Source organism: Streptomyces sp. NPDC059850 (genome assembly GCF_042731515.1).
In the GTDB taxonomy this organism is placed as follows: domain Bacteria; phylum Actinomycetota; class Actinomycetes; order Streptomycetales; family Streptomycetaceae; genus Streptomyces.
On record NZ_JBHWJI010000049.1, the window covers coordinates 53,251 to 75,305 of the forward strand.

The 22,055-nt window shown below is 71.9% G+C and carries 15 protein-coding genes; 9 read left to right on the plus strand and 6 right to left on the minus strand.

The window, feature by feature from the left end; genetic code table 11:
* The first annotated feature begins 127 nt into the window (after window positions 1-127).
* From ACFV9T_RS31685 to ACFV9T_RS31710, 6 genes are all read left to right on the plus strand, one after another.
* A complete protein-coding gene (locus ACFV9T_RS31685) occupies window positions 128-415 on the plus strand; it encodes a hypothetical protein (protein ID WP_385445897.1) in 288 nt (95 codons plus the stop codon).
* Complete coding sequence (malQ, locus tag ACFV9T_RS31690; protein WP_385445898.1) at window positions 415-2,628, plus strand: 4-alpha-glucanotransferase; 2,214 nt, start codon at window positions 415-417, stop codon at window positions 2,626-2,628. The genes ACFV9T_RS31685 and malQ overlap by 1 nt, the downstream gene beginning before the upstream one ends.
* Window positions 2,629-3,065: 437 nt before the next feature.
* Window positions 3,066-4,739 (plus strand): alpha-L-fucosidase, encoded by a 1,674-nt coding sequence (locus ACFV9T_RS31695; protein WP_385445899.1) that lies wholly within the window; start codon window positions 3,066-3,068, stop codon window positions 4,737-4,739.
* Window positions 4,740-4,799: 60 nt separating this feature from the next.
* Entirely contained in the window at window positions 4,800-5,045 is a 246-nt protein-coding gene (locus ACFV9T_RS31700) for a hypothetical protein (RefSeq protein ID WP_385445900.1), read from the plus strand.
* A gap of 237 nt (window positions 5,046-5,282) precedes the next feature.
* Window positions 5,283-6,257: an acyl-ACP desaturase gene (locus ACFV9T_RS31705; protein WP_385445901.1), complete on the plus strand. Its 975-nt coding sequence runs from the start codon at window positions 5,283-5,285 to the stop codon at window positions 6,255-6,257.
* A 21-nt stretch (window positions 6,258-6,278) separates the two neighbouring features.
* The gene (locus ACFV9T_RS31710; protein ID WP_385445902.1) at window positions 6,279-8,165 is read left to right on the plus strand and encodes a tetratricopeptide repeat protein; all 1,887 of its coding nucleotides are present in this window, start codon (window positions 6,279-6,281) and stop codon (window positions 8,163-8,165) included.
* A 211-nt stretch (window positions 8,166-8,376) separates the two neighbouring features.
* Here ACFV9T_RS31710 and pepN (ACFV9T_RS31715) read toward each other — a convergent pair whose 3' ends face one another.
* Together pepN (ACFV9T_RS31715) and ACFV9T_RS31720 are read right to left on the minus strand one after the other, a co-directional pair.
* Entirely contained in the window at window positions 8,377-10,953 is a 2,577-nt protein-coding gene (pepN, locus tag ACFV9T_RS31715) for an aminopeptidase N (RefSeq protein ID WP_385445904.1), read from the minus strand.
* A 181-nt stretch (window positions 10,954-11,134) separates the two neighbouring features.
* Window positions 11,135-12,160: an aspartate-semialdehyde dehydrogenase gene (locus tag ACFV9T_RS31720; RefSeq protein WP_385445905.1), complete on the minus strand. Its 1,026-nt coding sequence runs from the start codon at window positions 12,158-12,160 to the stop codon at window positions 11,135-11,137.
* A 323-nt stretch (window positions 12,161-12,483) separates the two neighbouring features.
* On the opposite strand from ACFV9T_RS31720, the gene ACFV9T_RS31725 reads away from it, so the two are divergent.
* On the plus strand, window positions 12,484-14,220 hold the full coding sequence (locus ACFV9T_RS31725; protein WP_385445906.1) for a TIGR03767 family metallophosphoesterase: 1,737 nt from the start codon (window positions 12,484-12,486) through the stop codon (window positions 14,218-14,220).
* 13 nt (window positions 14,221-14,233) lie between these two features.
* Here ACFV9T_RS31725 and ACFV9T_RS31730 read toward each other — a convergent pair whose 3' ends face one another.
* Both ACFV9T_RS31730 and pepN (ACFV9T_RS31735) read right to left on the minus strand, forming a co-directional pair.
* Entirely contained in the window at window positions 14,234-15,271 is a 1,038-nt protein-coding gene (locus ACFV9T_RS31730) for a hypothetical protein (RefSeq protein ID WP_385445908.1), read from the minus strand.
* A gap of 122 nt (window positions 15,272-15,393) precedes the next feature.
* Entirely contained in the window at window positions 15,394-18,012 is a 2,619-nt protein-coding gene (pepN, locus tag ACFV9T_RS31735) for an aminopeptidase N (protein WP_385445909.1), read from the minus strand.
* A 165-nt stretch (window positions 18,013-18,177) separates the two neighbouring features.
* Between pepN (ACFV9T_RS31735) and ACFV9T_RS31740 the strand changes: the two genes are divergently transcribed.
* Complete coding sequence (locus tag ACFV9T_RS31740; RefSeq protein ID WP_385445910.1) at window positions 18,178-18,813, plus strand: DsbA family protein; 636 nt, start codon at window positions 18,178-18,180, stop codon at window positions 18,811-18,813.
* Window positions 18,814-18,939: 126 nt separating this feature from the next.
* On the opposite strand, the gene ACFV9T_RS31745 is transcribed toward ACFV9T_RS31740, so the two are convergent.
* Both ACFV9T_RS31745 and ACFV9T_RS31750 read right to left on the minus strand, forming a co-directional pair.
* On the minus strand, window positions 18,940-19,581 hold the full coding sequence (locus ACFV9T_RS31745) for a superoxide dismutase (RefSeq protein ID WP_385445911.1): 642 nt from the start codon (window positions 19,579-19,581) through the stop codon (window positions 18,940-18,942).
* Between the two features lie 162 nt (window positions 19,582-19,743).
* Window positions 19,744-21,165 carry an amino acid permease gene (locus tag ACFV9T_RS31750; RefSeq protein ID WP_385445912.1) on the minus strand — a complete coding sequence of 474 codons (1,422 nt, stop codon included), beginning with the start codon at window positions 21,163-21,165 and terminating at the stop codon, window positions 19,744-19,746.
* A 256-nt stretch (window positions 21,166-21,421) separates the two neighbouring features.
* On the opposite strand from ACFV9T_RS31750, the gene ACFV9T_RS31755 reads away from it, so the two are divergent.
* Window positions 21,422-22,015 carry a biotin transporter BioY gene (locus tag ACFV9T_RS31755; RefSeq protein WP_385445913.1) on the plus strand — a complete coding sequence of 198 codons (594 nt, stop codon included), beginning with the start codon at window positions 21,422-21,424 and terminating at the stop codon, window positions 22,013-22,015.
* Window positions 22,016-22,055: the final 40 nt, after the last annotated feature.

A 22,055-nucleotide genomic window follows, 5' to 3' on the forward strand; every position in this document is an offset into this window, starting at 1 on the left:
CCCACCGCGAAATCGCCTGTCCCGCGCGTGTGACGTACGGCACGTCCGGGTGTCGTTTACGTCTGCGGCTGGTTTGAGTGGGTAGGGCTCGTCATTGACACACTGCCGACACCCCACGGAGGTCCGTGTGGCCGCGTCAGCTCTTCTCCCCACCGCCCTGTCCAAACGCGTGCCCGAAGCCGTGCGCGAGCCGGACCCGTTCGCCGGGGTCTCCGACCCCGACTGCGGACTGTGCGGACTGGACGGTTTCGGGTCCGGTGTCGCCACCGAGGCGCCCCTCACCAGCGAACCCCCACACGCCGACAACATCCCCCTGACCAGCGAGCCCCCGCTCGCCACCGAACTACCTCTGACCAGTGAGCCGACCGCCGCCGGGACCGGCACGGGCGCGGCCATGGAGCCGATGGAGTACTGATGGGCAGAGCGCGGCTCGCCGAGCTGCACGGTGTCGCCACCTCTTACCAGCCCGCCCCGGGCCGCACCGTCCAGGTGCCCGAGGACACCGTCGTGGCCGTACTCGCCGCGCTGGGCGTGGACGCTTCCACCCCCCGATCAGTGAACGACGCGCTGGACCGGCACGAGCGCCGACAGCGCGACCGGCTGCTGCCCCCCTGCGTGGTCCTGCGCCCCGGCGGAACGCCGCGCCAGGCCCTGCCCGACGGCCTGGGCCTGGCCGAGGCCCTGCCCGACGGCACGGAGCTGCGCGTGCGCACCGAGGACGGCGCACCACGCGGGTGGGGGCCGGCGGCCGCCGAGCGCCCGTTATTACCCCCGGGCGCGCCGCTGGGCGCGCCATGGGCTCCGGGTGCGCCCATGGGCGCTGAGGGGGTGCCTTGGGCTCCGGGTGCGCCCCTGGACGCGGAATCACCCCTGGGCGCGCAGTTGCCCTTGGGTACGCACACCCTCACCGCGCACGCCCCCGACGGGCGCACCGCCACCGCCGCCCTCATCGTGGCCCCCGACCGGATGCCGTCGCCCCCGGACCGCAGCCACGGCTTTCTCGTCCAGCTCTACTCGCTGCTCTCCGCCCGCTCCTGGGGCATGGGCGACCTCGGCGACCTGGCCGACCTCGCCGCCTGGTCCGGGCGCGCGTTCGGTACCGGATTCCTCCAGCTCAACCCGTTGCACTCGGCGGTGCCCGGCACTCCGGCCGCCCCCACCGACCCGTCCCCGTACCGCCCCTCCTCGCGCCGCTTCCCCGACCCCGTCCATCTGCGGGTCGAGAACGTGCCCGAATACGCCCACCTGGGCGGCGCCGCCCGTGAGCGGGCCGACCGGCTGCTGGAGGCCGCGGCCGCGCTCCGTACGTCCGTCCTGCGGGACGGCGCGCTGATCGACCGGGACGCGGTCTGGGCCCTCAAGCGCGAGGCCCTGGAGCTGGTCCGGGCCGTCCCCCTCAGCCCCGGCCGCCGCGCCGCCTACTGCGACTTCCTCGCCGAGCACGGCCAGGCCCTGGAGGACCACGCCCTGTGGTGCGCCCTCGCCGATACGTACGGCCCCGACTGGCGCGGCTGGCCCGGCGGCCTGGCCGACCCGCGCTCCGCCCGCACCGCCCGCGCCCGGAGCGAGCACCTGGACCGTGCCGACTTCCACTCCTGGCTCGCCTGGCTCACTGATGGCCAGCTCGCCGACGCCCAGCGCTCGGCGCTCGACGCGGGCATGGGCATCGGGCTGGTGCACGACCTCGCCGTCGGGGTGCACCCGTCCGGCGCCGACGCCTGGGCCCTGCAGGACGTCTTCGCCTCCGGCATGTCCATCGGCGCGCCCCCCGACGCCTTCAACTCCCGTGGCCAGGACTGGGGCCTCCCGCCCTGGCGCCCCGACGCCCTCGCCGCCACCGGCTACGCCCCGTACCGCGAGCTGCTGCGCGGCCTGCTGCGGCACGCGGGCGCGCTGCGCATCGACCATGTGATGGGCCTGTTCCGGCTGTGGTGGGTCCCGGAGGGACGGCCGCCGACCGAGGGCACGTACGTGCGGTACGACGCGGACGCGATGCTCGGCGTGCTCGCCCTGGAGGCGCACCGGGCCGGTGCCGTCGTCATAGGCGAGGACCTGGGGACGGTCGAGCCGGGCGTACGGGAGGCTCTGGCCGGGCGGGGCGTGCTCGGCACGTCGGTGCTGTGGTTCGAACGCGACTGGAACGGCGGCGGCGCGGCCCGTCCGCTGGCCCCCGGCGAATGGCGCGCCGACTGCCTGGCCACCGCCACGACGCACGACCTCCCCAGCACCGCGGCCCGCCTCACGGGCGACCACGTCGCCCTGCGTCACCGGCTGGGCCTGCTCACCCGCCCGCTCGCGGCCGAGCGGGCGGCCGAGGCCGCCGAGGTCGCCGAGTGGACGGAGCTGCTGGGGCGGCTGGGCCTGCTGCCGGAGGGGCCGGGTGATGAGGAGGCCGCGATCAGGGCCGTCCACCGCTTTCTGCTGCGCACGCCCGCGCGGATGGTGGGTGTGTGGCTGCCGGACACGGTGGGGGACCGGCGGCCACAGAACCTGCCGGGTACGTGGGATCAGTATCCGAACTGGCGGCTGCCGATCGCTGACGCGGCGGGCAGGCCGATGACCCTGGAGGCCCTGGCCGCCTCCCCCCGCCTCCACGCCCTGATGACGGCCCTGACCGAGGCGGATTAGCCCCCACCCCGCCCCTTCCCGAAACCGGGGGCTCCGCCCCCGGCCCCCGCCGGGGCTCCGCCCCCGGACCCCCAATCGGGGCTGCGCCCCGCCCCCCCCCGGGGCTGTGTCCTGCACCCGCCGGGGGGCCGCTCCCGCCGGGGGCCGCTCCCGCGCCTCGCCGGGGCTGCGCGCCGAACCCCCGCCGGGGCTGGAGCGCCGATGGCGCGGGGGCGGCCCATGTGCCCCGGTTTGTGGGCAATCGTTCCTCCCCCAGCTACCGCTGGGAGGTGCCCCCTGGCGGAACGGGTGGGCACAAACCGGCCACCGGCCTGCACTTGGTCAGCGGCCCGCATCCAGTGCCTGGGGGGCTCGGGCCACCGGGCCGCGCCCGCATGTAGCCATGCCGGGTTCGGGGAAGGGATGTCATGGACACAACCGCATACTGGAGGGGACCCATGCCCGCCCGAAGACTCCGTACCCTCGCCCTCGCCACCATGGCCGCCGCCGCGACGCTCATACCCATGGGCGGTGGTGACGCCGCCGCCCAAGACGCCTGCGAGACCCCCATCGCCAACGCGCCGACGCACGTCATCGAGGCCTGCGACACCCCCGCCCGCATCATCGAGAAGGCCGCCCACACCGTCCCCACGCCCGGCCAAGCCGCCTGGCAGGAGCGCGACGTCACCGCGTTCACCCACTTCGGCATGAACACCTTCACCAACCGCGAATGGGGCTCCGGCACCGAGGACCCGAAGCGGTTCGACCCCGCCGCGCTCGACTTCGGCCAGTGGATGACCACGTACAAGGCGGCCGGGGCCAGCCAAGTCATGCTCACCGCCAAGCACCACGACGGCTTCACGCTCTACCCCAGCCGCTACACACAGCACGACGTGGCCGCCAGTCCCTGGTGGACCCGTGGACCTGACCAGAAGAACCCCGAGGGAGACGTGCTCGGGGCGTACGCGAAGGCGGCCCGTGCGGCGGGGCTCAAGGTCGGGGTGTACCTGTCGCCCGCCGACGGGGCCGAGCTGCCGCATGCCTGGCATGCCCAGTGGGTCGAGAAGGTCCGCGAGAAGCAGGCGAACGGCGGGCAACTGTCGCTGCCGGAGCGCATGGCGCTGGAGGACGCGGGCCGCGCCCCCGCCGGGCAGGGCCGGTACGGCAACGGCAGCACGCCCACCGAGCGCACCATCCCCACCCTCGTGCCCGGCGACGACCGCGCCGCCGACGTCGCCTCCGGCAAGCTCCCCAGCTTCCGCTTCACGGCCGACGACTACGACGCGTACTACCTCAACCAGATCTACGAGATCCTCACCCAGTACGGCCCCATCGACGAGTTCTGGCTGGACGGCGCGAACCCCTGGTCGGGCGCCGGGATCACACAGAAGTACAACGTCGCCAACTGGTTCCGGCTGATCCGCGCCCTCTCCCCGGACACCGTCGTCTTCCAGGGCGCCCAGGGCGTGCGCTGGGTGGGCAACGAGGACGGCGTCGCCCGCGAGACGGAGTGGTCGGTGACCCCGTCCGCCGTCGACCCCGGGACCGTGATCGGCGGCGGGCTGCCGAACGACTCCACCGACGCCGACATCGGCTCCCGCGCGAAGCTGACCGCCCCCGGCGTGAAGTACCTCCAGTGGTACCCGGCCGAGGCGGACGTCTCGCTGCGCCCCGGCTGGTTCCACCACCCCGCCGAGCGCCCCAAGACGGCCACGCAGCTGATGTCGCTGTACGAGCGCAGCGTGGGCCGCAACGCCTCGCTGCTGCTCAACGTCCCGCCCGCCAAGAACGGCCGGATCGACGACGCCGACGTCGCGTCCCTGACCGCCTTCGGGACGGCCGTACGGAACACCTACGGCACCGGCCTGCCGACCGGCGGCGACCCCGTGACGTTCGACCGGGTGCGGCTCGGCGAGGACATCCGGCAGGGGCAGCGGGTCGAGGCGTTCACCGTACAGGCGCGGACCGCCGGGACCTGGCGGGACATCGCCTCCGGCACCACCATCGGCGCGCGGCGCATCCTGGCGCTGCCCACCGCCGTGACCGCCGACGCGGTGCGGGTGCGGGTGCGGGAGTCCCGTGCCACGCCACGGCTGCTGCCGGTGACCGTCCACCGCGCCCTGAAGCCTTGAGAGCGCCTTAAGGGCCACCCCGCGCACGCGCCACTCGCGGGCGTCCGATAGCTTGAACATGTGAGCTACAAGGTCAAAAAGAACGCCGTGCGCGCCGGTGCCGTCATCGCCGCGACGACGGCGATGCAGCTGATGTCGTCCCCCGCGTTCGCGCTCACCCGCGACGACGGTGACGACCCGGGTCCGGGCCTGAGTGTCGCCGAGACGCTCGGCCTCTTCGTCGTCGCCCCGATCCTCCTGTTCCTGGTGATCGCGGGCCTCGTCATGATGGGTGACAAGAAGTCCGGTCAGCAGCAGACCGACTGATGACGGGCAAACGAGAGACGAAGCGCTGAACGGCGCTGCGAGGGCGCCCCTGGCCGAACGGCCGGGGGCGCCCTCGTCGTATCCGCGCGACCCCTCCGGTGTCCGCTCCCCTGTCTGCTCCGTATCCGCGGCCGCGACGCCCGGGACCGGAGCGGTTTATTTTCGCTTTAACCTACGGTGTCGTAACCTACGGAGCCGTAGGTAAAGTCCGCCGTTCCCGTCCCCAGGAGCTTCGCAGTGACCCTCGCCCCCTCCAGCCGCAACGGTCAGGCCGTGTGGAGCGATACCCAGCTCCTGTACGCACTCGAAGAGGTCGTCGAGACCGAGCTGAACCGGCATCTGAAGGTCGCCAAGGAATGGATGCCCCACGAGTACGTGCCGTGGAGCGACGGCCGCAACTTCGACGGGATCATGGGCGGCGAGGCCTGGGCGCCCGACCAGTCCAAGGTCAGTGACGTCGGCCGGATCGCGCTCGTGGTGAACCTCCTCACCGAGGACAACCTCCCCAGCTACCACCACGAGATCGCGACCCTCTTCGGCCGCGACGGCGCCTGGGGCACCTGGGTGCACCGCTGGACGGCGGAGGAGGGGCGGCACGGCATCGTCATGCGCGACTACCTGCTCACCAGCCGCGCCGTCGACCCGGTGCAGCTGGAGCGGTTCCGCATGACCCACATGGGTGAGGGCTTCGAGTCCGACAACAACCACAGCATGCTGCACACCGTGGCCTACGTCGCCTTCCAGGAGCTGGCCACCCGGATCTCGCACCGCAACACCGGGCACCACTCCGGCGACCCGGTCTGCGACCGGATGCTGGCGCGCATCGCCACCGACGAGAACCTGCACATGATCTTCTACCGGAACCTGCTCTCGAAGGCCTTCGAGCTGGCGCCCGACCAGACCATGTGCGCCGTCCGCGACGTCGTCGTCGGCTTCCGGATGCCCGGTCACGGCATGCCCGGCTTCGAACGGGCCGCCGCTCAGATAGCGATTGGCGGCATTTACAACCTGCGCATCCACCACGACGACGTCCTCCAGCCGGTGCTGCGCTTCCTCAAGGTGCTGCAGATCGGCGGGCTCGGCCCGGAGGGCCTCAAGGCGCAGGAGGAACTGGGCCTCTACATGGGCGGACTCGACGACCAGGCCACCAAGTTCGACGAGCGCCGCGAGGCGCTGCTGGCCCGGCGCAGGGCCCGTGCCGAGCGGGATTGATCACTCTGGCACCATCGGGTGATGGTCGATCATCCTTCGCACGGGACGTCCGGCGCGGCTCCTGCGGAAACCCCCGGTGACAGCCGTGAAAACGGTGAACGTCGTGACGAGGCAGCCGAGTTGCGGGCCGCAGCGGCGGCCGGGGAGCCGGGCGCGTACCGCTCGTACGCCGAACTCCTCACGGAGCGCGGTCAGTTGGACGAGGCCCTGCCCTGGTGGGCCAGGGCCGCCGACGCCGGGGACGCGGACGCCTCGCGCACCCTCGCGGTGTGCCACCAGCGCCGCGGCGACTTCGCCGAGGCCGAGCGGTGGTACCGGACCGCCGCCGACCGCGACGGCGGCTGCGCCCTCGGGCTCGCCCGGCTCCTCCAGGAGGCGGGCGATCCGGCCGGTGCGGAGGAGTGGTACGGGCGCGGGGCCGCGCTCGGCAGCGTCGCCTGCAAGACCGACGGCGCCGTGATGCTGGCCGCCCGGGGCGAGTGGGACACCGCCCTGGAGCTGCTGGCCGAGGCGTCCGCCGAGGGTGACGACGTCGCGACCCGCACCCGCAAGGTCATCGAGGACCTGCTCGACGAGCTGGCGGGCTGGCGCGACGCCCTCGCCTCGGCGGAGGCCGCGGGCGACCCCGACGCCGCGTACGAGGCGCTGCGCGCCCTGCTCGACCCAGAGCGGCAGGGGATGTACGACACCTGCCCGCACCTGGTCGCCGAGGCCGAGGCGCTGTACGCCCGCGCCGCGGCCGTCGGCAGCGTCAAGGCCCTGGTCGACCAGGCCATCTTCACCGCCCGCGATTCCGCTCGCTCGGACGAGGCTCGCGCCCTGGTCGAGCGCGCCCATGAACGCGGCTACGACGGCGCCGCGTTCGTGCTCGGCGTCTGGGCCGAGGAGCGCGGCGAGCTGCGGGCCGCGGAGACCTGGTACCGCACCGCCGACGACGCGGACGGCGGCCACTTCTGGGCCTGCTACAACCTCGGCGTGCTGTGCACCCGCCAGCGGCGGCTGGACGAGGCCGAGGAGTGGCTGCTGTCCACCGGCATCGACCCGGAGAACTGGGACCCGTTCTCGGAGAGCGAGGATCGGGTCATCAGAGCCCTGGAGGACGTCGCCGCCATCCGCGCCGACCCCACGCGGCAGGGCTCGGCCCAGTGGCGCGACCGCCTCCCCGCGCTGCGCGCCAGCGCCGCGGACGGCGGGCCCGACGCCTGGTACGCCTACGCCGAGGCCCTCGACCACATCCACCGGCTCCCCGAGGCCGCCGAGTGGTACCGCAAGGCGGGCACCCCGCGCGCCCTGCTCGCCCTCGGCCGGATGCTGCACCGGTCGGGCGGCGCCAAGGGCACTTTTGTGATTCCGTACTACGAACCCGCCGCGGGCGAGGGCGACGCCTCCGCCGCGTACGACATCGGCCGCGTCCACGAGGACGCCGGGGACCGGCGCACCGCCGAGATCTGGTTCCACCGCGCCGCCGGGCTCGGCCACGGGGGCGCCGCGTGGTGGCTCGGCCGGACCTCCGAGGAGCGCGGCGGCGACCCGCAGCAGGCCGAGCGCTGGTACGTACGCGCCGCCCGCACCGGCCTCGTCCCACCCGCCTTCCTCGCGGGCCGCAGCATGGTCCGCCGAGGCGCCCACGCCGACGCCGTACCGCTGCTGTACGCCGCGCACGACGGCGGCCACGCGGAGGCCGCGTACTGGCTGGCCAAGGCCGTACGGGGGCTCGGCCGCCCGGAGGAGGCCGAACGGTGGCTGCGCACGGCCGCCGAACGCCATCCGCGGCTGCTGCGCGAGTACGGCCCCATGGCCCGCCACGCCCTCCCCGACCCCCGCCACGAGCTGGCCGAGGTCCTGGTCGAACTGGGCCGCGACGAGGCGGCGGCCGAGGTGCTGACGGAGTGCCCACCCCTGAGCTGACCGGGGGGGGCTCATTCCCCCACCCCGCCCCCGCCGGTTTGTGGGCAATCGTTCCGCGAGGGGGCACCTCCCAGCGGTAGCTGGGGGAGGAACGGGTGGGCACAAACCGGCCACCGGGCCGCACCCGGCGACGCAACCCCCGCCGAAGGCGGCCTGGGCCGCACCCGGCGGCAGTGCGAGCCGCACGGGCTCGCACTGCCGCCGCGCCGCGTCAGCCCGCCGCGTCCGCGTCCGCCGCCCGAGCCCTGAGTGCACGCTCGACACCCGCCCGCGACTCCGTCACCAGCCGCCGCAGCGCCGCACTGGGCTCGGCGGACGCCAGCCACGCGTCCGTGGCGTCCAGCGTCGCCTGGGACACCTGGAGCACCGGGTACAGCCCCACCGCGATCTGCTGCGCCATCTCATGGCTGCGGACGTTCCAGACGTCCTTGACCGCCGCGAAGTACTTCTCGCTGTACGGCGCCAACAGCTCCCGCTGATCGGTCTGGACAAAGCCCCCGATCACAGCCTCCTGCACCGCGTTCGGCAACTTGTCGCCCTCGACGACCGACGCCCACGCCTCCGCCTTCGCGGCCTCCGTAGGCCGCGCGGCCCGCGCCGTGGCGGCGTGCCGCTCACCGGCCGACGTCTTGTCGCGCTCCAGCTCCGCCGCGATCTCGGCCTCATCCGCGCGCCCAGTAGCCGCGAGCCGCTCCACCAGCGCCCAGCGCAGCTCGGTGTCGACGGCCAGGCCCTCGATCGTCTCGCTGCCGTCCAGCAGCCCGGCGAGCAGATCGAGCTGGGCATCGGTGCGGGCCGTCGCCGCGAAGGCGCGCGCCCAGGCGAGCTGGTGGTCGCTGCCGGGGGCGGCGGCGCGCAGATGCTCCAGCGTGGCCTCGGTCCACCGGGCCAGCCCGGTCTCCCGCCACTCGGGCGCGGCGTAGAGGTCGAGCGCAAGCTTCACCTGGCGGTGCAGCGACTGCACCACGCCGATGTCCGACTCCTTGGCCACCCCGGACAGCACGAGCGCGAGGTAGTCGCGGGCGGCCAGCTCGCCGTCCCGGGTCATGTCCCAGGCGGAGGCCCAGGACAGGGCCCGCGGCAGGGACGCCTCGAAGTCGCCCAGATGCTCGGTGACGACGGCGAGCGAGTCCGCGTCGAGCCGGACCTTGGCGTACGAGAGGTCGTCGTCATTCAGCAGAATCACCGCGGACCGCTTCGTGCCGACCAGGGCGGGCACCTCGGTCAGCTCGCCGTCCACGTCCAGCTCGATCCGCTCGGAGCGGACCAGCTTGCCGGTCGCGTCGAGGTCGTACAGCCCGATCGCGATGCGGTGCGGCCGCAGCGTGGGCTCGCCCTTCGCGCCGGTCGGCAGCGCCGGGGCCTCCTGCCGCACCGCGAAGGAGGTGATGGTGCCGGAGGCGTCCGTGGTGATCTCCGGCCGCAGCACATTGATCCCGGCGGTCTGCAGCCACGCCTTCGACCAGGTCTTCAGATCGCGCCCGCTGGTCTCCTCCAGCGCGCCGAGCAGATCGCTGAGCCGGGTGTTCTTGTACGCGTGGCGCTTGAAGTACGCCTGCACGCCGCGGAAGAACTCGTCCATGCCGACGTACGCGACGAGCTGCTTGAGCACGCTCGCGCCCTTGGCGTACGTGATGCCGTCGAAGTTGACCAGGACGTCGTCCAGGTCGCTGATCTCGGCCATGATCGGGTGGGTCGACGGCAGCTGGTCCTGCCGGTAGGCCCAGGTCTTCATGGAGTTGGCGAAGGTGGTCCACGAGTGCGGCCACTTGCTGCCCGGCGCGTACGCCTGGCAGGCGATGGAGGTGTAGGTGGCGAACGACTCGTTCAGCCACAGGTCGTTCCACCACTCCATGGTGACCAGGTCGCCGAACCACATGTGGGCCAGCTCGTGGAGGATGGTCTCGGCCCGCACCTCGTACGCCGCGTCCGTCACCTTGGAACGGAAGACGTACTGGTCGCGGATGGTCACCGCGCCCGCGTTCTCCATCGCGCCCGCGTTGAACTCCGGTACGAAGAGCTGGTCGTACTTGGCGAACGGGTACGCGTAGTCGAACTTCTCCTCGAACCAGTCGAAGCCCTGCCGCGTCACCGCGAAGATGGCGTCCGAGTCGAGGAACTCGGCGAGCGAGGGACGGCAGTAGATGCCGAGCGGCACCGACCGCCCGTCGCCGCCGTCCCAGCTGCTGTGCACGCTGTGGTACGGGCCGACGATGAGCGCGGTGACGTACGTCGAGATGCGCGGCGTCGGGTCGAAGCGCCAGACGTTGTCCTTGGGCTCGGGCGTCAGCGAGTTGGAGATCACCGTCCAGCCCTCGGGCGCGGTCACGGTGAACTGGAACGTTGCCTTCAGGTCCGGCTGCTCGAAGCTCGCGTACACCCGGCGGGCGTCCGGCACCTCGAACTGCGTGTAGAGGTACGCCTGCTGGTCGACCGGGTCGACGAAGCGGTGCAGCCCCTCACCGGTGTTGGTGTACGCGCAGTCGGCGACGACCCGCAGCTCGTTGCGCCCGGCCAGCAGCGACGGCAGCGCGATCCGCGAGTCCTGGAAGACCTCGGCGGGGTCCAGGGCGTCCCCGTTGAGGACCACCTCGTGGACGGTGGGCGCCACCAGGTCGATGAACGAGGACGCACCCGCCTCGGCCGCGTCGAAGCGCACCGAGGTCACCGAGCGGTAGGTACCGCCCTCCTGCGCGCCGCTCAGGTCCAGCTCGATGTCGTACGCGTCCACGGTCAGGAGGCGCGCTCGCTCTTGCGCTTCCTCCCGGGTGAGGTTGGTACCAGGCACGTCGGCTCTCTCCCGTTCGTCATGTGCGGTATGTGCGGTACGCCATGGGGCAGGCGGATTGCCATCCTCGCACGTCGGAACCGGTCCGCGCCGGTACATACCAGCCAGACGATCAGCCCGGGAGCGACGGAGGGGGAGCGGCCTTCACCAGGCCGCTCCCCCTCCCGGGCAGGTGTGGGCGTCAGCTCAGGTCGGCCGCCACCAGCTCGGCGATCTGCACCGCGTTCAGCGCCGCGCCCTTGCGCAGGTTGTCGTTGGACAGGAACAGCGCGAGACCGTTCTCGACCGTCTCGTCCGCCCGGATGCGGCCCACGAAGCTCGGGTCCTGGCCCGCGGCCTGCAGCGGGGTCGGGATGTCGCTGAGGGCCACGCCCGGGGCTCCGGCCAGCAGCTCCACGGCCCGCTCGACGCTGATCGGACGCTCGAAGCGGGCGTTCACCTGGAGCGAGTGGCCGCTGAAGACCGGGACCCGGACGCAGGTGCCGGAGACCTTCAGGTCCGGGATCTCCAGGATCTTGCGGCTCTCGTTGCGGAGCTTCTGCTCCTCGTCGGTCTCCAGACGGCCGTCCTCGACGATCTTCCCGGCCAGCGGGAGCACGTTGAAGGCGATCGGGCGGGCGTAGACCTCCGGCTCGGGGAAGTCGACCGCCGAACCGTCGTGGGTCAGCTCCGCCGCGCGCTCGGCGCCCTTGCGGATCTGGTTGTCCAGCTCCGCGACGCCGGAGAGTCCGGAGCCGGAGACGGCCTGGTAGGTGGTGGCGATCAGGGCGGTCAGCCCCGCCTCCTGGTGCAGCGGGCGCAGCACCGGCATGGCCGCCATAGTGGTGCAGTTCGGGTTGGCGATGATGCCCTTGGGGCGCTGCACCGCCGCATGCGGGTTGACCTCGGAGACGACCAGCGGAACGTCGGGGTCCATCCGGAAGGCGGACGAGTTGTCGATCACGACCGGGCCCTGCGCGGCGACCTTCTCGGCCAGCGCCCGGGAGGTGGCGCCGCCCGCCGAGAACAGCACGATGTCCAGGCCGGAGTAGTCGGCCGTGGCCGCGTCCTCGACGGTGACCTCGGTGCCGCCCCAGGGGAGCGTGCGGCCCGCGGAACGGGCGGACGCGAACAGCCGCAGCTGGTCGGCGGGGAAGTCGCGCTCGGCGAGTATCCTCCGCATCACTCCGCCGACCTGGCCGGTCGCTCCGACAATTCCGATCCTCATATGAACCCTTTTCCTTGGTTGTGTCTCTTCGCGGCGCCTACCCTCCGGCCAGTGTCTCAGGCCTCGCCGTGACCTTTCCGTGACCAATGTCGCACTGGTCGGGGCGCCCCGGGCTTCCCGCGCGAGTGAACACGAAGTGAGCGGAAGAATTCCTGTTCACGAGGGTGCGATGGCCGTTTTCTTCACGAAGATCGTCGTGAGGAGATCGGCGGCCTGCGTTGCCATGTCGTTCACTCTCAGGCCATCCCCGATGCCAACGATCCGAGGTGAGGACAGCCGCCGCTGTCCACCCGCTTCGCGAATCACTCGGGGAGAGATCGCGCATGTCCCGCATACGGTCCGCCGCCTCCGCGGTCGCCGCGCTCGACCGTCGCACCTTTCTCACCGCCGCGGCAGCCACCGGCGCCACGGCCGGCCTCGGCATCGCCTTCGGCCCCGGCAGCGGATCGGCAAAGGCATCGTCGCCCGCCACGGCGCAGGTAGCGGGGCGCAGGGTGGCCCAGGCGCCCGCCGCTCCCTCCAACGCCGGTACCACGCTGGAGACTTTCTCCGCGCCGACCACCGACTCCGGCGGCTACCGGCGCCTCGGCGACGGCCCCGGCTGGGAGCGCCGGGTACGCACCGACATCACCGGCGCCAAGGCGGGCCGGGAGGACCGGCGCACCGCCCTCGCCTCTTTCGTGCAGCTGACGGACATGCACCTGTCCGACGTCCAGCACCCGTTGCGCTACGAGTTCCTGCGCTCCGGGCGCACCGGCGCCTGGCGCCCCCACGAGGCGCTGACCGTCGTGGGCCTCGCGTCCCTCATCGAGCGGGTCAACGGGCTGCGCGGCGGCCCCGCCACCGGCGCCCCGCTCTCCTTCGTGATGACGACCGGTGACAACACCGACAACAACTCGAAGATCGAGCTGGACTGGTTCCTCACCGCCATGAACGGCGGCCGGATCACCCCCAACACCGGCGATCCGCGCCACTACGAGGGCGTGCAGAACAGCGGGCTCAAGGAGTTCTGGCACCCGGAGCAGGCGCTGCGCGACTCCGACAAGCAGCTCGGCTTCCCGCGCATCGAGGGCTTCCTCGACGCCGCTCTGCGCACCGTCAACAGCCCCGGGCTGCGGCTGCCGTGGTACTCGACCGTCGGCAATCACGACGATCTGGCGGGCGGTGTCTACTCGTTCGGCCGCGACTACATCACGGACATCGCGACCGGCAAGCGGAAGCTCCAGCTCATCCCGGCCGACGAGGCCGCGGCGATCTACAAGGGCCAGCGCAAGGGCGCCGACCCCAAGGGCACCGACATGAAGGCCCTGGTGGAGGCGCACGCCAAGGAGATGCGCACGGTCACCCCGGACGAGCGCCGGGCGCCCTTCACCCAGCAGGAGTACCTGGCCGCGCACCTCGACCCGCTGGCCGCCGGAGCCGGTCCGGTCGGCCACGGCTACACCCGGGAAAACCTCGAAGAGGGCACCCTCTACTACTCGTTCCGGATCTCCGAGAACGTCGTCGGCATCAGCCTGGACACCACCGACCCGGGCGGCCACTACACCGGTTCGATCGGCACCGCCCAGCTGAAGTGGCTGGAGCGGACGCTGAAGGAGCACAAGGACGACTACGTCATCGTCTACAGCCACCACTACAGCGACAGCCTGAACAACATGAACGCCGACCCGGCCCACCCGGGCGAGACCCGGCACGGCGGCGACGAGGTGGTCTCCCTCTTCCAGAGCCACCCCCAGGTGCTGGCCTGGATCAACGGTCACAGCCACCAGAACGAGATCACCCCGCGCGACACCTTCTGGGAGATCACCACCGCCTCCCACGTCGATTTCCCCCAGCTGGCCCGGGTCATCGAGGTCGTCGACAACGAGGACGGCACGCTGTCCCTGTTCACCACGCTCATCGAGGCGGCCGCCCCGCGCCGCACCGACTTCGAGGACCTGTCGCAGACCGGACTCGCCGCGCTCTACCGCGAACTGGCCTTCAACGCCCCCGGCGCCAGCCAGACCCTCGCCGGTGACCCGGACGACCGCAACACCGAACTGCTGCTGCGCAAGCCGTAAGGCCGTAGCCGGATCAGCGCGGCAGCAGCATCACATAGGGGGCCGGGCCGCGGTCGGCGGACGCGAACAGCGCCGTACGGACCACCGCGGCCTGCGCCTCCAGGCTGTCCCTGAGCCGCCGGGGCGTGACACGCACGACCGTGATGCCCATCCCCTCCAGATGCTCGCGCCGACGGGCCTGGGCGGTGCCCGGGACGGGCCCGCCGTGGCGCGGCGCCCGGGCGTCGATCTCCAGCGCGACGCCCTGGTCCCGCCAGTACGCGTCCACCGCGCCGAGCGCGGGCCCGCCCGGCATCCGCAGCTCCACGTTCCACAGCGGCTCGGGCAGACCGTAGCCGCGCACCATGTCGTACAGCTTCCCCTCGGCGATGGCCCGCCCCTCGGAGAGCAGCGCGTCCACGGCGTCGACGACATGCGGCCGGGCCAGCAGCCGGGCCCCGCTCAGCTCCGCGACCACGGTCGCGGCGTCACAGTGCCCCCGGCGCACGGACTCGGTGAGCAGCGCGCGCACCGTCACCGCGTCGGAGAGCCGGGCGACCGCGTCGGCCAGCGCCCGGGCGACCGGGGCGGTGGGCATCCCGGCGCGGTCCTGCGGCGACGGGAGGGGCAGGTCGCGGACGAAGCGTACGAAGCCGGTGGAGCGCAGCCGCCGGGCGCGCGGCACCAGGATGTCGACGCGGTCGAGGGAGGCCAGCGGGGGAGCGGAGGAGAAGTGGTGCAGGGCGAGCGCCGCGAGCCCGGTGATCATCGCCTCGCCGTACGGGCCGTCCGCCGCGGAGCCGTCACCGCCACCGCCGCCGTGCCCAGTCTGGCCGCGGCTCGCCGTGTAGAGCAGCGCCGCGTACAGCCGCTCCTCGCCGGTCGGCGGACCCGGGTGCAGCAGGTGCACGCCCGGCAGCATCCGCTGCCAGGGGCCACCGGCCCGGCAGCGCTCGGCGGTCTGGGCCGCCGTCACGCCGTGCTCCCGCAGCTGACGCGTCGTCAAGACGCGGCGGCGGGCGTCCGAGAGGTGGTGGAGGGGGCGAGGGGACAGCGGTGTGTTGTGGTTCATGACCCCGCCATTCCCGCCCGCTCCACCCCCCTCACCGCTGTGACAGAACCGTCGACAAAACCGGACAACACCGCACTAAAGTACGGCAGTTCGAATGCCGAAAGGGCCCCCGCCGTACTCGACTATCCGGCGGCCCGCGCGTCGCACTCCTGTCCGCGCAGGGTCCGCGCGAGGTCGTCGCGGGCCTCCAGCACCAGCCGCCGCAGCGCGGACGGCGCCTCCGGGTGGCCGGTCAGCCAGGCGTCGGCCGCCGCCAGGGTGGTGGCGTCGCCCTGGGTGGCCGGGAACAGCCCGCGCACGATCGCCATGGCGATCTCGATCGACCGCTCCTGCCAGATCCGCTCGATCACCTCGAAGTAGCGCGGGGCGTACGGCGCCAGCAGCTCGCGCTGGTCCGGCTGGTCGAAGCCCGCGATGGTGGCCTCCACCAGCGCGTTCGACAGCCGGTCGGTGTCCACCACGGTCGCCCACGCCTCGGCCTTGACCTCGGCCGAGGGCCGGGCGGCCAGCGACCGCACCTGATGGCGCTTGCCGGACGCGGTGTCGTCGCGGGACAGCTCCGCCGCGATCGCCTTCTCGTCGGCCTCCCCCAGCGCGGCGAGCGCCGCCAGGAACGTCCAGCGCAGCTCCTGGTCCACTTCGAGCCCGTCGATCCGGGCCGTCCCGTCCAGCAGCCCGCGCAGCATCCGCAGCGAACCATCGGCGGAGGCGACCTGGGCGAAGAACCGCGCCCAGGCGAGCTGGTGTCCGCTGCCCGGCGCGGCGAGCCGCAGCTCGCGCAGCGCGCTCTCGGCGATCCCGCTCCCGGCCTCCGCGCGGCGCTCGGGCGCGCTGTAGTGATGGAACGCGGACAGCGCCCACGCCTGGACCATCTGGAGCACGCCGATGTCGCTCTCCGCCCCGGCGAACCGCTCCACCAGCGCGAGGTAGTCGCGGGCGGGCATCAGCCCGTCCCGGGTGAGGTTCCACAGCGCGGACCAGCACAGCGCGCGGGCGAGCGGATCGCTCAGATCGCCCAGATGCTCGCGCAGGGTTTCCAGCGAGGCCTCGTCGAAGCGGACCTTGGCGTAGGTGAGGTCCTCGTCGTTGACCAGGATGAGATCGGGCCGCTCGGCCCCGGTCAGCTCGGTGACGACCGTACGGGGACCGTCGACGTCCACCTCGGCGCGGGCGTAGCGCACCAGCGCACCGGGGCGCTCCCCGGCGGCGTCCTTCCGGTACAGCCCGACCGCGACCCGGTGCGGGCGCAGCGAAGGATGGCTGTCGGACCCGGCCTCCTGGCGGACGGCCAGCTCGGTGATGTGTCCCTCGGCGTCGTAGACGGCCTGCGGGGTCAGTACGTTGACGCCCGCGGTCTCCAGCCAGGCCCGCGACCAGGCCGCCATGTCCCGGCCGGAGGTCTCGGTGAGCACCGACAGCAGATCCGTCAGCCGGGTGTTCCCGTACGCGTGCCGCTTGAAGTAGCGGCGGGCGCCCTCCAGGAAGGCGTCCTGCCCGGCGTAGGCCACCAGCTGCTTGAGCACGGAGGCGCCCTTGGCGTAGGTGATCCCGTCGAAGTTGAGTTTGGCGTCCTCCAGGTCCTGGATGTCGGCCGTGACGGGATGGGTGGACGGCAGCTGGTCGGCCCGGTACGCCCAGGACTTGCGGCGGTTGGCGAAGGTGATCCAGCCGTCGGTGAAGCGGGTCGACCCGACCAGCGCGAAGGCCCCCATGAAGTCGGCGAACGACTCCTTGAGCCACAGGTCGTCCCACCACTCCATGGTGACCAGGTCGCCGAACCACATGTGCGCCATCTCGTGCAGGATGACGGTCGCCCGGTGCTCGTATGACGCCTGGGTGACCTTGCCGCGGAAGACGAACTCCTCGCGGAAGGTCACGCACCCCGGGTTCTCCATCGCGCCGATGTTGTACTCCGGCACGAACGCCTGGTCGTACTTCCCGAACGGGTACGGGTAGTCGAAGTGGTCGTGGAAGAAGTCCAGGCCCTGCTTGGTGATGGTGAAGATGTCGTCCGCGTCGAAGTGCTTGGCGAGCCCCTTGCGGCACAGCGCGCCGAGCGGGACCTCCAGCACCGAACCGTCCGGCTGGGTGCGGCGGTAGCGGTCGCTCTCGTAGTGGTACGGGCCCGCGACGACGGCCGTGATGTACGTCGAGATGGGCAGGGTCGGGGTGAACCGGGTAGTCGCGGCCCCGTCGCCGTCACCGGACGGCTCGACTCCGGCGGCCGTCCCGTTGCTCAGCACGATCCAGCTCTCGGGGGCGGTCACCGAGAAGGTGAACGGCGCCTTCAGATCGGGCTGTTCGAAGTTGGCGAAGACCCGGCGGGCGTCGGCCGGTTCGTACTGGGTGTAGAGATACACCTCGCCGTCCTCGGGGTCGACGAAGCGGTGCAGCCCCTCGCCCGTGCGGCTGTACGCGCACCGCGCGTCCACCACCAGCTCGTTCTCCCCCGCCAGCTCCTCCAGGGCGATCCGGGAGCCGTCGAAGACGGCGGCCGGGTCCAGCTCCCGCCCGTTGAGCCGCACCGCGACGACCTCCGGCGCCACCAGGTCGGCGAAGGACGCCGCCCCCGGCTCGGCGCAGCGGAAGCGCACGGTCGTCGTCGAGCGGAAGGTGCGCGGCCCCGGTCCGGGATCCGCCCCGACCGCGGACCGCAGATCGAGGGCCACGTCGTACGCGTCCACCGACAACAGCCTCGCCCGCTCGCGGGCCTCGTCACGGGTCAGGTTCTCACCGGGCACGTAGCGGCTCCCCTCGTGTCCCTCTCGCCATTCCGGACAGCGGGAATCATGTCACGCGGCACTGACACTCGGTATCGGGGAATGGTCCCCGGGCCCGGCCACGTTGTCGGTACGAGACAACTGCCGATACCTCTTTATCCCCGCGCGCCCGTCTGAGGAGAGACCGTGACCGAGACAGTCAAGACTCCCGCCGATTTCTGGTTCGACCCGCTGTGTCCCTGGGCCTGGATGACCTCGCGCTGGATGCTGGAGGTGGAAAAGGTCCGCCCTGTCGAGGTGCGCTGGCACGTCATGAGCCTCGCCGTGCTCAACGAGCCCAAGATGGACGAGCTGCCCGAGCAGTACCAGGAGCTGCTGAAGACCGCCTGGGGCCCGGTCCGGGTCTGCATAGCCGCCGAGCAGAAGCACGGCAGTGACGTCCTCGGGCCCCTCTACACCGCCCTCGGCACCCGCTTCCACAACCAGGGCCTGGAGAAGAACCGCGAGACGATCATCGCCGCCCTGGAGGAGGCCGGACTGCCCGCCGACCTCGCGGACGCGGCCGACTCCGACGCCTACGACACCGAGCTGCGCGCCTCCCACACGGCGGGCATCGACCTGGTCGGCCAGGAGGTCGGCACCCCGGTCATCGCGGTCCCCGGCTCGGACGGCGAGCAGATCGCCTTCTTCGGCCCGGTCGTCACTCCCGCCCCCAAGGGCGACGCCGCCGCCCAGCTCTGGGACGGCACCCTGATGGTCGCCTCCATCCCGGGCTTCTACGAGATCAAGCGCACCCGCACGGTCGGCCCGATCTTCGACTGACCGCACCCTTGATACGGCAGGGCCCCCGCGCGACTCGACCGCGCGGGGGCCCTGTTTTCCGCCCTGCCCGTGAAGGCTGAGAAGACGATCACGTCAGCAGGAGGCCCGTGATGACTACGACTACGGCTACGGGGCGAGCAGCAGGCTGTGGGCGCGCTCTTTGGCAGCCGTGTAGCGGCGGGCGACATCCTGCCAGTTGACGACCTGCCACATGGCCTCGATGAAGTCCACCTTCTGGTTCTTGTACTGCAGGTAGAAGGCGTGCTCCCAGGCGTCGAAGACCAGGATCGGCACCGAGCCCTGCCCCACGTTCCCCTGGTGGTCGTACACCTGCTCCACCACCAGCCGCCCGCTCACCGGCTCGTACGCCAGCACACCCCATCCCGACCCCTGGGTGGTCCCGGCCGCCTTGGTCAGCTGCGCCTTGAACCGGTCGAAGGACCCGAAGCCCTCGGCGATGGCATCGGCCAGCTCGCCCACCCCGTCCTTCGCCAGCGGCTCACCACCGCCGTCGCCGGTCATGTTGGTCCAGTAGATGCTGTGCAGGATGTGGCCCGACAGATGGAAGGCCAGATTCTTCTCCAGCCCGTTGATCGACCCCCACTGGTCCTTGTCCCGCGCCTCGGCGAGCTGCTCCAGCGTGTCGTTCGCGCCCTTCACATACGTGGCGTGGTGCTTGTCGTGATGCAGCTCGATGATCTCGGGGCTGATGACCGGGGCCAGCGCCGAGTAGTCGTACGGAAGTTCAGGAAGTGTGTAGATGGCCATGCCAAGCCCTCCGGACCCTTATTGCAATTAGCTTGCAACTGCACGCTACCAGTAAGAACTTTCTCTGCCGGAGAAGCCCGGATCTCTGCCCCAAAGGACCGAGGCGGGGCAGGCCCAGGGACGTAGGGCCTGCCCCGCCTCGGGAAGCGGAGGGGGTGACGGTCAGCGCTGCGCCGCCACCGCCTTCTGGCGGGCGTAGCCGGTGATCGCGAGTACCGCCGTCAGGCCGACCGTGAAGTACAGCTGGGTGCTGGTCTCGTCCTCGCGGAGCATCAGGAGGAGGACGCCGATGGTGGCGGCCAGGGCCACGTAGGTCAGGTAGGGGAAGAGCCACATCTTGACCACGAGCTTCTCGGGGGCCTCGCGCTGGATGCGGCGGCGCATCACGAGCTGGGAGACGGCGATGAAGGTCCAGACGACCAGCACCGCGGCGCCGACCATGTTGAGGAGCCACTTGAAGATGGTGTCCGGCCACCAGTAGCTGAGCAGCACCGCGACGAAGCCGAAGAAGGAGGAGGCGAGGACGGTGAGGCGGGGGACGCCGCCGTAGACGCGGCCGAGGAGGGCGGGGCCCTCGCCGCGGGCCACCAGGGAGTAGGACATGCGGGAGGCGCCGTAGATGTTGGCGTTCATCGCGGAGAGCAGGGCGACCAGGACGATGACGTTCATGATGTCGCCGGCCGCCGGGATGTCGAGGTGGTTGAGGACCGCGACGTACGGGCCGTCCTTCACGACCGCCTTGTCGTTCCACGGGATGACCGTGACGACGACGAGCATCGAGCCGACGTAGAAGAGGGCGATGCGCCACATCGCGGTGCGCACCGCACCGGCGACGCTCTTGACCGGGTTCTCGGACTCGGCCGCCGCGATCGTCACCGTCTCCAGGCCGCCGTACGCGAAGACGGAGGCCAGCAGGCCGACCACCAGGCCGTCCGTGCCGTTGGGCAGGAAGCCGCCCTCGCCGGTGAGGTTATGGCTGCCGGGGGAGTCGGTGCCGGGCAGGATGCCGAGGACGGCGAGGGCGCCCAGGACGAGGAAGACGCTGATCGCGGCGATCTTCAGCGCGGCGAACCAGAACTCGAACTCGCCGAAGTTGCTGACGGCCGCGAGGTTGGTGCCGCAGAAGATCGCCATGAAGACGGCGACCCACATCCAGGACTCGGTGCCCGGGAACCAGTGGACCATGATCCCGGCCGCGCCGATCGCCTCGGCTGCGATGCCCACGCACAGCAGCACCCAGAACATCCAGCCCGCGGTGAACCCGGCCCACGGCCCGATGGCGCGTTCGGCGTGCACGGAGAACGAACCGGAGGCCGGGTTGGCCGCCGACATCTCGCCGAGCATCCGCATCACGAGCATCACGAGCAGCCCGGAGAGCGCGTAGGCGAGGACGATCGAGGGCCCGGCGGCGGCGATTCCGGCGCCGGAACCGACGAACAGCCCGGCGCCGATCACGCCGCCGAGGGCGATCATCGACAGGTGGCGCTGCTTGAGGCCGTGGGAGAGCGGAGGCGAGGCGTCCGCGCCCGCGTCGGTCGCCTTCGTGCCGCTCTGCGGCGCTGGGGACGCAGGTGTCGGGTTCATGACTTGTCTCTGTCCCTTGTGTGAGGGGCGGGCGGATGCAAAACGGCCCCCAGTGTGAAGGCGGGTGTCCGATCAGGACAACATTGATGTCAAACTTTTCTGGATATCGGACATCGTGGTTACACTCCGTATCGCCCCCATCTGCCCGAAGCCGCCAAGCGCGGAGCCCCGCCTTTGTGGTCATCCGATGGTGTGCGGTGTCGCCGCGCGGGTTACCGTCGCGTAGTCCACCCCTTCTGACCTCGGAGTTCCGCTGATGAGCAGTGTTTCCGCCGCCGCCCCGACCGGTACGGTCCTCGCCGACGCGGTGTTCCCCGCGCGGCGTGTTCTCGCCCGTGACACCGCGCTCGTCGTGGGCGGCGCCGTGCTCACCGGGCTCGCCGCGCAGATCGCGGTGCCCGTCCCCGGCTCCCCGGTGCCGGTGACCGGCCAGACGTTCGCCGCGCTGCTGGTGGGCACCTCGCTCGGGGCCCGCCGGGGCTTCCTGTCGCTCGCGCTGTACGCGCTGGCCGGGATGGCGGGCATGCCCTGGTTCGCCGAGGGCGACTCCGGCGCCGCCATGCCGTCCTTCGGCTATGTGCTGGGCATGCTGCTCGCCGCGACGGTGGTGGGCGCGCTGGCGCGGCGCGGCGGCGACCGGGGCGCGTTGCGCACGGTGGGCACGATGGCGGCCGGTTCCGCGATCATCTACGCGATCGGCGTCCCGTACCTGGCGCTGGCCACGGACAGCTCGCTGGGCGAGGCGGTGGCCGCCGGTCTGATCCCGTTCCTGGTCGGTGACGCGCTGAAGGCGGCGCTGGCGATGGGCGCGCTGCCGACCGCTTGGAAGCTGGTGGGCCGCCGCGGCTGAGCCGCACTCATCAACGCGTCGGGCGGGCCGGTCGGAAGAC

Excerpts from the sequence above, each read along its gene's own strand:
- malQ (WP_385445898.1), top strand. The coding sequence starts at position 415 with ATGGGCAGAGCGCGGCTCGCCGAGCTGCACGGTGTCGCCACCTCTTAC.
- ACFV9T_RS31695 (WP_385445899.1), top strand. The coding sequence starts at position 3,066 with ATGCCCGCCCGAAGACTCCGTACCCTCGCCCTCGCCACCATGGCCGCC.
- ACFV9T_RS31710 (WP_385445902.1), top strand. The coding sequence starts at position 6,279 with ATGGTCGATCATCCTTCGCACGGGACGTCCGGCGCGGCTCCTGCGGAA.
- ACFV9T_RS31720 (WP_385445905.1), bottom strand. The coding sequence starts at position 12,160 with ATGAGGATCGGAATTGTCGGAGCGACCGGCCAGGTCGGCGGAGTGATG.
- ACFV9T_RS31725 (WP_385445906.1), top strand. The coding sequence starts at position 12,484 with ATGTCCCGCATACGGTCCGCCGCCTCCGCGGTCGCCGCGCTCGACCGT.
- ACFV9T_RS31730 (WP_385445908.1), bottom strand. The coding sequence starts at position 15,271 with ATGAACCACAACACACCGCTGTCCCCTCGCCCCCTCCACCACCTCTCG.
- ACFV9T_RS31745 (WP_385445911.1), bottom strand. The coding sequence starts at position 19,581 with ATGGCCATCTACACACTTCCTGAACTTCCGTACGACTACTCGGCGCTG.
- ACFV9T_RS31750 (WP_385445912.1), bottom strand. The coding sequence starts at position 21,165 with ATGAACCCGACACCTGCGTCCCCAGCGCCGCAGAGCGGCACGAAGGCG.
- ACFV9T_RS31755 (WP_385445913.1), top strand. The coding sequence starts at position 21,422 with ATGAGCAGTGTTTCCGCCGCCGCCCCGACCGGTACGGTCCTCGCCGAC.